We start from the raw sequence: 12,849 nt of genomic DNA on the forward strand, positions 1-12,849 counted from the left end.
TTTTTCTAAATACAAAAATTTGTGTGTTTTTTTATTAGTTTTAATTGTATATTTATACTATTATATGTTTATTTATGTGTCAATAGTTTTTAATGATCCAACTCAATTTCTTCCTTTTATTTTGGATGAATTGGTATAAAAACAGATTTTTCCCTTTCTTTTACATAATTATCTTTTCTTTTCACTGCTAATTCACAAAAATAATCTTGAGCATTAATGACATCATTATTTTTTATGTCTATTTTTTGGTATTTGCCATCTGATTTCTTAATTTTAGCTTTTTTATTATCTTTTAATAATATTTCTAAAATTTTTATCACGCGTTTTTTGTTTTCTTTGTCACTTATAGGAAATAACAATTCTACTCTTCTATTAAGGTTTCTTGGCATTAAGTCCGCACTGGACAAAAATAACTGTTCATTTCCATCATCATAAAAGTAAAATATTCTGCTGTGTTCTAAATACTTCCCAACAATGCTTCTCACTGTAATTCTATCGCTAATCCCCTTAATACCAGGAATTAAACTACATATTCCCCTGATAATGAGTTCCACTTCAACACCATTATGAGATGCTACATATAATTTTCTTATAATATCATAATCACATAATGAATTCATTTTTATAATAATTTTTCCTTTTTTCCCAGACTTTACATGTTCTATTTCTTTATCAATTAGTTTAATAAATTTTTCTCTTAAACCATTAGGTGCCATAACCATTTTTTTAAAGCTAGGGGGTTCAGAATAACCTGATAGCGCATTAAACACTACAGATGCATCAGCACCAATTTCATCGTTACATGTTAATATTCCCAAATCTGTATAAAGTTTAGCTGTAATATCATTATAATTTCCCGTCCCTAGGTGGACATATCTTTTTATTCCCTTTGATTCAAGTCTTACCACCAAAGTAATTTTGCAGTGGGTTTTCAGACCAACAAGTCCATAAATAACATGACAACCCGATTGTTCTAATTTTTTTGCCCACTGTATATTATTTTCTTCATCAAACCTAGCCTTTAATTCAACAAGTACTGTCACTTGCTTGCCTGCTTCTGCTGCTCTTGCCAATGCTTTAATAATAGGTGAATCTCCACTTACTCTGTATAAAGTTTGTTTTATCGCAAGAACATTAGGGTCTTTAGCTGCTGTTTTAATAAAATCAATAATTGGTTCAAAGCTTTCATAAGGATGGTGAAATAAAATATCTTTTTCTTTTATGGCCTCAAAAATATCTTCTTTTCCAAATAAGGACTTAGGTTTTTGGGGCTTATATTCTTCGTATTTTAAGTGTTCATAACCATTTAATCCAAAGACCTTTATCAAAAATGTTAAATCCAAGGGCCCATCAATTAAGAATATATCTTTATTATGAATATCTAATGATTCTAAGAGTATATCGATTAATCTATTATCCATATCTGAAGAAACTTCTAATCTTAATGCATCTCCAAACTTTCTTTTCTTCACAGACTCTTCAATTTCTCTTAGTAAGTCTTGGGCCTCTTCCTCATCTATTGATAAGTCACTATTTCTTGTAATTCTATAGGTAGTGGCACTAATGACATTGTGACCTAAAAATAGTTTGTTTATATTATGTTTAATAATTTCTTCTAACAGGATAAATTGTTTTGATTTGTTTTCAGATGGTATTTCAACAAACCTTGGCAAAACAGATGGCACTTGAACCGTTGCAAACATTTCTTCATTTTCTTTTTTAATAAGGGCTGCTATATTTAAACTTTTATTATTAATTAAAGGAAATGGTCTACTAGAATCCACTGCCATTGGTGTCAAAACAGGGTATAATATCTCTTCAAAGTACTCTTGTACAAATTCTTGTTGGTTTTTAGACAATTTATGCATATTCAAAAACACAATGCCTTCTTTTTCCAGTATTGGTATGATGTTTTTGTTATACTCTTCATATTGACTGTCAACCAATGTATGTACCCGTTGTGATATTTTTTTCAATTGCATCTTAGATGTTAATCCTGAAAAATCAGCCTTAATATACCCTGCTTTAACTTGTTCTTTTAAGGATGCAACTCTAATCATAAAAAATTCATCTAAATTAGAGGATACAATTGCTAAAAATTTTATTCTTTCAAAAATCGGATTTTCGTGATTTTTAGCTTCATCTAATACTCTTTGATTAAATTCTATCCAACTTAACTCTCTATTTTCATAGTTTAATGTATTGTCAAAGTTAATCCTTTCCATAGAATCACCTTCCCATAACCGTAATAGTAAATACAAAATTATTATTGAGTTAGTATTATTATAACATAGTACTTTTATTTTTACCCTCTTTGATTAATTATCAATAAAAAAAATGTGGCATCATATCAATCCACATTTTTTTATATTTCTTTTATAACTTCCAACAATAAAATTCTTAGGCTATTATCATTCCCATTCTCTATTTTCAACTCGTACTCTTCTATTTTTTCTTTAAGTATAAGAATGAGTTCTTGATCTGTATACTCATTAAACCTTTCAATCTTAAACTTTGATGCAATAAACTCTAATAAGTAAACAAAAAAATCTTTATAATTCCAATTCTCTACTTTTACAATTCTCTTTGCTATATTTGGAATCACATCTTCAAATAACCCTCGACAATTGGATTTTTTAGAGTTAAATATCTTTAATAATTTATTTTTCAATTCCTCGGATAAGTTACATATTCTTTCAATATAATAACTTTCACTATTTAATACATTAATGTAATACTTATCTCCTTCTAATCCTTTAAATGTCCTAAGGGCATCGTAATAACCTAATGTCATATTGTACTTACATTTTGTGTCTTGAAAGTCTAAAATACTTCCTATATCTTCTCTCGGACTAATCTCTACAAGATTAATGTCACTACCTATTTTAACTCTCTTTTCTACTCCAACTCCAAATATCCTAATAACAATAATGTTTTTATATTCATTTTCTATTAACATATTGATAGGTACTTTGTTATGAAATCCTCCATCAAGATATCGCTTGCCGTTAATTTTTTCCTTTTTAAAAATAGGCAGATAAGCGCTAGCAATCAAGTAATCTATTAACTCACCATTAGGAATATCTTTTAAAAAGACTTCTATTGGTTTAAGCTCTGATAAGCAAACTGTCACCAATCCAAATTCCTTTTTACACCCACGTATTTTTTCTTCATCTAATATTTCTGATATTAGGGTCCTTAAAGGTGTAATATCTAGACCTTTATTGATCATTATTTTTTTTAAATCTTTAAAAACTTCAGAGAAGTCGATTGTTTTAAAATCAAATTTTTTTATATTTTCTATTATATCATCTCTAACATCCATTACTTGAGAAAATGATATATTTTCCCATATATGAACAGCTTCATTAAAATGATCCATACAAATAAGAGCCCCATTCAGAGCGCCTACAGATGTTCCTACAACACCCTTTATATTAATATTAAACTCTCTAAGTGCTTTCCACACACCTATCTGATAAGCCCCTCTAGCGCCTCCTCCTTCTAATGCTAACCCGTACTCCTGACTAGGATCGATTTTCAAATCCATATAGTCCTCCCTCAATTATTTAAAGGAATTTATTAAGCTTTCCTATCAATTTTTTATTTTTGTTTTAAAAGAAATAGAGTCTAAAAACACGACAACACCACTTATTAATAGCACACCATAGTACACAATAATTCTCCATAAAATCATTGCATATAATAGTACATCTCTAGAAAAAAATATACTAAACAACACATAAAAACCACTTTCTGAAGCACCTATTCCCCCCGGTGTTGGAATAAAACTTACAACAACATACAAAACAGTTTGTATGGCCAATATATCCGTAATAGTTGCTTCATTAAATCCTAATGATAGATATATAAAATAAGTAATTGAAAAATAGCAGGTTATTTGAAGGAATGTTAGTAAAAATACTTTTATCATCATCCATTTATTATTCTTAAAATCCCCAATGTTTTCAACATAATCATCAATACATCTATAGACTTTTTCTTTATTGTATTTTTTAAAAAACCTAAATTTTTGTAGAAAACCTATAATAATGTCTACTATTTTTTTTATTACTTTATCATTAAAAGATAATGTAATAATAAGAATACATCCAAGTATATTAATAAATAAACCTATCATTATAAATATAATGATTTCTCTTTTTTTCATAAATATTAGATTGTATTTCATTGCAAACATTGTAAGGGCATATAAAGATATTATCACCTGAAACACAATAAATTTTTTTATGGTTAATGTTGTTCCTTTTGTATAGGATACGCCATATTTACTTTTCATTAAATAGACTTGTGCTGGTTGACCTCCACTTGCAAAAGGGGTTATTAAACTATAATACTGTCCTACAAATGCAAGAAATAATGATTTTCTAAATGTAAATTGTGTACTAATATTTTTCCCAATGGTTTGTATAATTAAAGCATTAAAAATAACATAAGCAGTCATTAATAGTATTGCTATACTTAAACAAAATCTATCTGTTCTTCTAAGAAGTTCAGGAATTTCTGCTAATTCTTTACTTGTTATAATGATATATCCTGTAATCATAGTAAAAAGTATTAATATCATTAAATTTATTATTTTTTTATTCATGTTCATTTACCATGCCTTTCATTCTATTTAAGGCACTTTGGATTGGAAAGATTATTTTCTCCCTTATGTCACACTCTTCCATATGAATCATCCTCTAATTTTTCAAGTTAATTTTTATTAGACCTGTCTTTGAAATCCAAATTTCTTTTGGATCTCTTAGTTTTATTTTTCCTTCTTTTTGTTCAAAGGCATATTTAATTAAATTGTCCCATATCTTTAAAAATCCAAACATATATGTCCCTTTAATTTCTTGAGTTTCAAAACCTCTTTTTTCCGTAATTGGGTATAGAACTGTCCTAGCCCATAAACCTTTTACATTTTTATATTTTTCATTTTCCTCTAGTGCTATAGCGAGTAATCTTAATTCTTCATCCAATGCTTTAAATATCTCTTTAAGACGACTTCCTAATTCTTCCATTTTTGAATTATTAACATGCATTTCTATTACTTCGTCACCCTTTTTTATAATTGAACCATCTTCTAAAATTTTATCTTTTCCTTTATATCTATGTTTGCTTAAATAAAAGTATTCTAATCTAGTATTGGGAATTAGCTCCCATTTTCCTAGCTTTCTTACTATATTATCTAGAATCACGAAAACCTTTCTAAGGAATTTTCTCATATATATCAGCCCTTTATCTTTTACTTATCAACTGAAACAAATTTATAACCCTTTTCTAATAAAATAGGAATAACCCTTTTTAAAGCGCCTATGGTGTTATAAGGGGCTAATTTTGCACCGCCACTATCATGGAGTACTATTATGGATTGCTTTTCTATTCTATCAAGTAATGTCTTACTTATTTTATCAGGACTATTGTTTTTTCTCCAATCATAGGCATTAACAGACCATAAAATAGTTTTTAACTTATTTTTTGAAGCACTAATAAGTGTAAATAAGTTAAAGGTCCCCCACGGAGGTCTATAGTATTTTAATTCAATGCCTTCATTTTCTAATATTATTTTTGCCTCTTTTATTTCTTTTAATGTTTTCACAGGCCCCATTAACCAAGCACTTTTGTGATTTAAGGTGTGGAGTCCAATTTCATGTTCTTCAGCTTTCATTCTATGTATTATATCTTTATTTTTCTCCACTTTTCTTGCAACCACAAAGAAAGTAGCTTTTACATTATGCTCTTTTAAAATATCTAATACTTCATTGGTGTATCTTTCATCAGGTCCATCATCAAAAGTTAATGCAATCAACTTTTCTGGGGCATCCAATTTATGTTTTATACTTTTTGATATATTCCTCACATAAAAATTAGGTGCAACGGTGTAACCCATGATAATAATTCCTAAGAAAAGTATTCCATACACCCACCATTCCATCTTCATCACCAAATTTCTATATTCTCATTTTTAACTAAATAAAATATCCTTAATATTTTCTAAGAATGGGTTAATATCAATCTCATTTTTTATTAGGGCTAAACGTTCTTTATACCTTTCAATATAGCCTTCGTCATCTAATAACTCTTTTACTTTATTTTTCAACTCAAGTTCATTATTAACTATTATGCCTATGTTATTTTCTCTTATGAACTTACAATTTTCTTTTTCTTGACCTAAATCCGGCTTTAAAATTACAAATGGCACCTTAGAGATAATAGATTCAAATAAAGTTATTCCCCCTGGTTTACCAACTAGAAAATCACTTCCCTTAATGATTTCATCAATCTTATTTGTGAAACCGACAATAGTAATATTGTCTAAACTAAGATTTTCTAATTTCTTGTATAATTTTTCATTTTTCCCAGTGCTAATAATAAAATGAGCCTTTTCTAAATTATTTAACCATAAATAGAAGTCTTCATTTTTAGGTAACAAACCAAAACCTCCACCTAAAATTGTGACAACCTTCTTATGGATTGGTATATTATTTATTATTTCTAGCTGACATATTTCATCTTTTTTATAAAAACTTTCCCTAATTGGTATCCCTGTAACAGCGATCTTGCTTTCCTCTACTCCTTTTTTAATTAACATTGTCTTTATACTATTTGTAGCAACACAGTATAAATCTGTATGTGGATAAATCCATTCATTCGTTGCCACAATATCTGTTATAAATGTTATTAAGGGAATTTTTATATTGTTTTTTTCTTTATAGTTAGAAACATATCCAGAACAAACAGGGAATGTTGATATTATTACTTTAGGTTTTAACCTATCTAATTCATTTTTAGTTCTTTTTTCTATTATGAAAGAAGCTGTATCAAATTTTTTTATTTTTGGAAACATTTCTTTACAATAATAATAATTGTTGTAAAGCCAGCTCCCTCTTTTAACTAATAGTTCATAGCTTTTATATATTTTTTTATAACTTTTGGGTTTGGTCATTTTATAAAAGTCTTGAACCCTAATATTTACATCTATAAAATTAGACTTTATCATTTCCATTATTGCTTTTGAAACAGACAGATGTCCATTCCCAAATTGAGCTGTTAGAATTAAAACATCTATTTTATCCTCCATATTTAATTCTCCGCTCTGCTATTTCTTCGTACTCATTCATCAAATTTACTGCTAAATCCACTGTACTATCTAATGAATGGGTTTTTGTAATTTCTAATATGTTTTGCTTCATTTTTTGAAGCATCACAGGGTTCTCAATTAATTCAGTTATGATCTGACTTAACTCTTTTACTTCAGATTTTTTCGCAACCCCTGCATTAACCAAAACATCTGTATTTTCTTTTTCTTGACCAGGGATATAGTAAGGTATTATCATAGGTATATTTTTTATTAAGGATTCAGAGACTGTTAATCCACCAGGTTTTGAAATAATAACATCTGATATATCCATATATTCAGGCACATTACTTGTGAATCCTATAATCTCAATAATTTTATTGCCTAATCCTGATCCATATTTATTCTCTAGGGATTTTTTAAGGGTCTCATTATTCCCACAAATTACTATCATTCTTAAAGGGTAATCTACTTTTAACAGATTTTTTAATGATTTTTTTATTGCATTTACACCCATACTTCCACCCATTAGTAGAATTGTAAACTCTGATTTACTCTCATTTTTTTCTTTTTTGGTATGAAACTCTCTTCTTACAGGTATGCCATAGGCATAGACTCTATTCCCATCTACACCCTTTTTTATTAAGCTATCTTTTGTATAAATACTTCCAGCTATATAAGCATCAACATTTTTATTCACATAACTTTTATGGGCTTGATAATCTGTTACAACAGAAATAAATGGTACTTCAATCCCTTTTTCATCTTTGATATTTGATATAACATTGACGAACATTGGATGGGTACATATAATTAGTCTTGGTTTGTGTTCTAAAATTATATTGTATATTTTTTCTTCTAAAGTTCTAATGCATAATTTGGTTAATCTATTGTTTAATACTTGATAATTGCTGATTTTATAAAGGGTTCCATACATTTTGGGTAGTTTTGTTGCCAACACTTTATAACCATCAGATATTATTGTATCAAGAGATTTGCTAATTTCTTTAGTCGGTTCAATTGTTAATACCTCGTAGGCTTGAGCTTCTAATTCTTTCTTCAGTGAATTCGCAGCTGAATTATGACCATGCCCTGCAGAAACTGTAAAAATCAAAACTTTTTTCATTTTAGTCCCCCTAACTTATGATCCTAATATAATGTATTACTTATTCATTGCTTGCATATTGCTGATTGTATATCTCAATAATATTGTTGTCTAAGACATATTTAGATTCCGTTACCAAAGTGATGGCTCTCTTAGAGTATTTCTCCAATCCTTCAAGTGATACAATTTCTTTTGTATCTAAGTCCCTTGCAATAGAATTCTCAAATATGCCATCCCTTGACATTTCAAATATTACATTATCTTTGATAAAGGATCCTTCTAACATATAGGTGATTGATGCTACAAACCCTTCCTTTGCATTTACTAAGTCCCTACCGAATATAAAAGGATGTTTTATTTCTAACCCCATTATATTAGCCACTGTAGGAAATAAATCAACTTGACCGCCAACTGTACTAATTGTTTTAGTTTTGTCCATTCCTGGTATATGGATAATCAATGGCACTCTTAACATTTCATCGTAGTTATAGTCATAACCTAAGAATTCACTCATTTGTTTATTAATCTGAACATCCTTACAATTTAAACCATGGTGATCTCCATAAATAACTATAATGGAATCATCATATAAATCTTTTTCTTTTAAGTCGTTAATAAATTCTTCAATTGCTTCATCTACATATCTTACTGATTGAAGATAATTCCCAAAAATAGTACCTATATCTTCTTCTTTCAATTCTAATGTGGCTAAGCCTTCAGGCAGTACAAATGGATGATGTGAAGACAAAGCTACAATTAAAGAATAAAAAGGGTTATCTATATTCTGTAGGTATTCAGCCGTTTGTCTAAACAACTCTTTATCCGATAACCCCAGTGAAATCTTATCTGTCATTTCTAATTCATCTTGACTTATAAATGTATCTATTCCTTGATAGGGATACGCTCTATCTCTATTCCAAAAATTACCTCTAAATCCATGAAATGCAAATGTACTATACCCTTCACGTTTTAATAACCAAGGCAATCCCTCGAAGTAATTGTCTTCATATAATCTGTATGCTTCTCCTTGAATCACAGGATATATACTGTTATTTATAGTAAATTCAGCATCAGATGTATTACCTCTTCCAATGTTTTGAAAAAAATGATCAAAATAGATAGTGTCATTATTTAATAATTCATTTATTGTAGGCGTTATTATTTGTTCATTATACTCTCTATTAATAACAAAGTTTTGAATTGATTCTAATTGAATGATTATCAAATTCCTGTTTTTTCCTATCCCATAATAATTATCCTTTTTAATAGATTTAACATTTTCGCTTATAACAGCAACTATATCCTCCATAGGTTTTTCTTCCGTAACCACTCTATCATAAGTATTCATAATTAAATCTTTTACGTGATACGTGAAAAACTCTGTATGATTCACTTTCTTTATTGCATCTGCTTTTAATGGATTAATAGCAAATACCACTATCAATAATGTAAATACTGTAATCAACCCTGTATTTTTAACATTTAGATACTTCATAGGAGTACTATTGTTTTTTAGTTTAGACTTCTTAAAATATTTTATTACTATTGGTATGTCTAAAAATAAAATAATACTAATAGGTGGCATAGCAAATTTTACACTTTCATCCACTACAAACAAACTATTAATTTGCCATATTTGATTAATAGATGTCAGTTGATTGAAGTAACTAAAATACACTGTATTAGCAAACATCAACATAGTAATAACTATATAAATTAAAGTAAAAATAGAACCACTATATTTGGCATTGCTTGTAAAACAACAATAAAAAATAAACATTAAATAAATCAGTGTAATCCCACCAACAAAACCATTTATTGGGGATAAATCTATTAATGTATAATATAGTACAATTTTAAATGAAAAAAGTACAATTAACCAATAATGGTCAGCTATTAAATCTTTTATATTCTTCATATTGCACCTCTATGATTACATTTTTTAGGTCAGGCATTTAACCTGACCTAATCTTCTTTATGCTTACTAACTTCATAATTACTATTCTTAAGGTATTTTTTAAAACTTATGCTTCTTTTGAAACTTCTATAAGTGATTTTGCTAAACCTGCTAAGCCTTGAATTTCAGAAGGTATTATAATCTTAGTTGCTTTACCATCTGCTGCTTTAGCAAATGCCTCTAAACTCTTAAGGGAGATAACTTCATTAGAAGGTGCTGCTTCTTTAAGTCGTTTTAAACCTTCTGCTGTTGCAGTTTGAACTTTAAGAATTGCTTCTGCTTCCCCTTCTGCTTCTCTAATTTGTGCTTCTTTTTTTGCTTCAGCTCTTAAGATTGCCGATTGCTTTTCAGCTTCTGCATCTAGAATCACAGACTCTTTTCTACCTTCAGCTACTAAAATGGCAGATCTTTTTTCCCCTTCTGCTCGAAGAATAGCCTCTCTTCTTTCTCTTTCTGCTTTCATCTGTCTTTCCATGGAATCTTGAATAGCAGTAGGCGGTATAATATTCTTAAGCTCTACGCGGTTAATTTTGATTCCCCAAGGATCTGTAGCTTCATCTAAAATACTTCTCATTTTTACATTTATGGTATCTCTTGAAGTTAATGTTTCATCTAACTCAAGATCCCCTATTATATTTCTAAGAGTAGTTGCTGTAAGATTCTCTATAGCCATTAGTGGGTTCTCAACCCCATAGGCAAATGCTTTAGGATCTGTAATTTGAAAATAGATAACATTGTCTATTCTCATTGTTACATTATCTTTTGTAATAACAGGTTGTGGCGGAAAGTCTACCACTTGCTCTTTTAAATTAACTCTTCTAGAAATTCTATCTATTAGTGGTATCTTAATATGTATACCAACACTCCATGTATCTTGGTACGCACCTAATCTTTCAAGAACATATGCATGTGCCTGTGGAACAACCTTAATGCTTGATACAATAACAATTAAAGCAATAATAGCAACTATAATAATGGCTTCTGTCATAATAAAAACCTCCTACTAATAATTTTTTTATTTTATACATTGTATTCTTTTAACTATTGTATTTTTTCTACAATTAATTTTACACCTATAACTTCTGCAACCTTTATAACTGAGTCTCTTTCAATTATTTCATTGGTTTTACCTCTAGCTGTCCAGGTATTCCCATCTACCTTAACAACACCAACACCTTTTAAATTATTAATTTCCTCAGTTACCACACCTTCTTTGCCAATAATGCTCTCATAGTTGGTTTTTGTTTTTCCAATTTTAAGAACTTTAATTGCCACAGGTCTTGTATAATATAACATTACAAAGGATATAACAAAAAACACTGTAACCTGTACTGCCATATGGATTCCAAACAATGATAAAACCCATGCTGCCAACGCACCGAATGCAAACCATATTGTTGCTAAACCTAATGTTAGTGCTTCAATAAGTAATGATAACACAAGTATTATTAACCATAACATATCAATCATAATAATATATCCTCCCTCCACATGCATACGATACATTATATAACTATTCTACAAAAAAGTTCCATGTTTTTCAACTGTTTCTTTAATATATCTAAATTCTTAATCTTTTTTTAATTTTTGGTTAATTATAACTTAATGTACTATATGCTTAATTTAACTTTACCATATTTTTAATAATCTATCCATTAGATTTGGTTATTTTTTTAACAAAATTATTATAACTCAGCTTATGCATCTTACTTCGTAGAGACACAATCTTTGTTGAAGCATGATTTTAAAATCCTTGCAAGCAAGTTTGAAAATCACACTTTCAAATAATACTTGTGATTACACCTGCCTTCATGCTAATATATTCTGAGGAGGGATATTATTATGTTGAAACTTAAAAAACTTTGGAGAATCATCAGTTTGTTTTTTTACATTGGTGTATTGGCATATGTTATTTATTACAATGTACCTATCAAAACGCTATTAGTCCTATATATATCTTTTTTTGTAATCACTAAAATTATCTTTATAGGTGATACAATAGGTTCCATTGGTATTTTCTCTCATATTGTTAATAGAAATGAAGAAAAAGCCAATAAGTATTATAAATTAGCATATAAACACAATACAACAAACTTTAATGTATTAGCGAGTATGAGTTTAATAATGTTAAAAGAAGGTCAAATTGAAGAAGCAAAAAAAATGTACGAAGAACTCTTAAGAAGACCAAGATTAAGAACATCCTATAAAAAAATATTTACTGCTAATTTAGGTATTTGTTATTGGAAATTAGGTGACTTGGAAAAAGCATTAGAATATTACCAATGTATTTTAGATACTGAAGAATTTTCTAATTTACTTCTATCAGACGATTACACTACTTTAGGGTATATTTGCCTTGAACTAGGAGATTTTAAAAATGCTGAATACTATACAGACATTGCCTTAAGGTTAGATGATGAAAATGTATCTGCTATTGATAATATGGGACAACTTTATTATAGAAAAGAAGACTTTTCTGAGGCAAAAAAATACTTTGAAAAAGCTTGTAAAATCAAACCAAACACTGTTGATAGTAACTACTGGTTAGGAAAAATATACAAAGAAGAAGAAAAAAATAGTCTTGCAAAAACCCATTTTAAGAATGCATTAGATGGCAATATAACAGCTCTTAATACGGTAACAAAAGAAGAAATTGAAAATGAACTTAGAATGATATAATTGTAAAAACACAAGAACCGC

Annotated in this window: 11 protein-coding genes; 1 reads left to right on the forward strand and 10 read right to left on the reverse strand. The window is 28.7% G+C overall.

Annotated elements, in window-relative coordinates:
* Window positions 1-116 precede the first annotated feature (116 nt).
* From EDC18_RS08930 to EDC18_RS08975, 10 genes are all read right to left on the reverse strand, one after another.
* A complete protein-coding gene (locus EDC18_RS08930; protein WP_132252342.1) occupies window positions 117-2,225 on the reverse strand; it encodes an RNA degradosome polyphosphate kinase in 2,109 nt (702 codons plus the stop codon).
* 140 nt (window positions 2,226-2,365) lie between these two features.
* Window positions 2,366-3,550, reverse strand: coding sequence for a patatin-like phospholipase family protein (locus EDC18_RS08935; protein ID WP_132252343.1), 1,185 nt, complete (start codon window positions 3,548-3,550; stop codon window positions 2,366-2,368).
* Window positions 3,551-3,595: 45 nt separating this feature from the next.
* A complete protein-coding gene (locus EDC18_RS08940; RefSeq protein ID WP_165878531.1) occupies window positions 3,596-4,612 on the reverse strand; it encodes a lysylphosphatidylglycerol synthase transmembrane domain-containing protein in 1,017 nt (338 codons plus the stop codon).
* Between the two features lie 94 nt (window positions 4,613-4,706).
* Window positions 4,707-5,234, reverse strand: coding sequence for a YkoP family protein (locus tag EDC18_RS08945; RefSeq protein ID WP_132252347.1), 528 nt, complete (start codon window positions 5,232-5,234; stop codon window positions 4,707-4,709).
* 20 nt (window positions 5,235-5,254) lie between these two features.
* The gene (locus tag EDC18_RS08950) at window positions 5,255-5,944 is read right to left on the reverse strand and encodes a polysaccharide deacetylase family protein (protein WP_165878532.1); all 690 of its coding nucleotides are present in this window, start codon (window positions 5,942-5,944) and stop codon (window positions 5,255-5,257) included.
* Window positions 5,945-5,974: 30 nt separating this feature from the next.
* Complete coding sequence (locus EDC18_RS08955) at window positions 5,975-7,090, reverse strand: MGDG synthase family glycosyltransferase (RefSeq protein WP_132252350.1); 1,116 nt, start codon at window positions 7,088-7,090, stop codon at window positions 5,975-5,977.
* Window positions 7,080-8,213: an MGDG synthase family glycosyltransferase gene (locus EDC18_RS08960; RefSeq protein ID WP_132252352.1), complete on the reverse strand. Its 1,134-nt coding sequence runs from the start codon at window positions 8,211-8,213 to the stop codon at window positions 7,080-7,082. The genes EDC18_RS08955 and EDC18_RS08960 overlap by 11 nt, the downstream gene beginning before the upstream one ends.
* Window positions 8,214-8,253: 40 nt before the next feature.
* Entirely contained in the window at window positions 8,254-10,110 is a 1,857-nt protein-coding gene (locus EDC18_RS08965; protein WP_132252354.1) for an LTA synthase family protein, read from the reverse strand.
* Window positions 10,111-10,216: 106 nt separating this feature from the next.
* Window positions 10,217-11,137 carry an SPFH domain-containing protein gene (locus EDC18_RS08970; RefSeq protein ID WP_132252356.1) on the reverse strand — a complete coding sequence of 307 codons (921 nt, stop codon included), beginning with the start codon at window positions 11,135-11,137 and terminating at the stop codon, window positions 10,217-10,219.
* A gap of 53 nt (window positions 11,138-11,190) precedes the next feature.
* Window positions 11,191-11,619 carry an NfeD family protein gene (locus EDC18_RS08975; protein WP_165878533.1) on the reverse strand — a complete coding sequence of 143 codons (429 nt, stop codon included), beginning with the start codon at window positions 11,617-11,619 and terminating at the stop codon, window positions 11,191-11,193.
* 372 nt (window positions 11,620-11,991) lie between these two features.
* Between EDC18_RS08975 and EDC18_RS08980 the strand changes: the two genes are divergently transcribed.
* Window positions 11,992-12,828, forward strand: coding sequence for a tetratricopeptide repeat protein (locus EDC18_RS08980; RefSeq protein ID WP_132252359.1), 837 nt, complete (start codon window positions 11,992-11,994; stop codon window positions 12,826-12,828).
* Window positions 12,829-12,849: the final 21 nt, after the last annotated feature.

The sequence above is a fragment of the Natranaerovirga pectinivora genome (assembly GCF_004342165.1).
GTDB lineage: Bacteria > Bacillota > Clostridia > Lachnospirales > DSM-24629 > Natranaerovirga > Natranaerovirga pectinivora.

Excerpts from the sequence above, each read along its gene's own strand:
- EDC18_RS08930 (WP_132252342.1), bottom strand. The coding sequence starts at position 2,225 with ATGGAAAGGATTAACTTTGACAATACATTAAACTATGAAAATAGAGAG.
- EDC18_RS08935 (WP_132252343.1), bottom strand. The coding sequence starts at position 3,550 with ATGGATTTGAAAATCGATCCTAGTCAGGAGTACGGGTTAGCATTAGAA.
- EDC18_RS08940 (WP_165878531.1), bottom strand. The coding sequence starts at position 4,612 with ATGAATAAAAAAATAATAAATTTAATGATATTAATACTTTTTACTATG.
- EDC18_RS08945 (WP_132252347.1), bottom strand. The coding sequence starts at position 5,234 with ATGAGAAAATTCCTTAGAAAGGTTTTCGTGATTCTAGATAATATAGTA.
- EDC18_RS08950 (WP_165878532.1), bottom strand. The coding sequence starts at position 5,944 with ATGGAATGGTGGGTGTATGGAATACTTTTCTTAGGAATTATTATCATG.
- EDC18_RS08955 (WP_132252350.1), bottom strand. The coding sequence starts at position 7,090 with ATGGAGGATAAAATAGATGTTTTAATTCTAACAGCTCAATTTGGGAAT.
- EDC18_RS08960 (WP_132252352.1), bottom strand. The coding sequence starts at position 8,213 with ATGAAAAAAGTTTTGATTTTTACAGTTTCTGCAGGGCATGGTCATAAT.
- EDC18_RS08965 (WP_132252354.1), bottom strand. The coding sequence starts at position 10,110 with ATGAAGAATATAAAAGATTTAATAGCTGACCATTATTGGTTAATTGTA.
- EDC18_RS08970 (WP_132252356.1), bottom strand. The coding sequence starts at position 11,137 with ATGACAGAAGCCATTATTATAGTTGCTATTATTGCTTTAATTGTTATT.
- EDC18_RS08975 (WP_165878533.1), bottom strand. The coding sequence starts at position 11,619 with ATGATTGATATGTTATGGTTAATAATACTTGTGTTATCATTACTTATT.
- EDC18_RS08980 (WP_132252359.1), top strand. The coding sequence starts at position 11,992 with ATGTTGAAACTTAAAAAACTTTGGAGAATCATCAGTTTGTTTTTTTAC.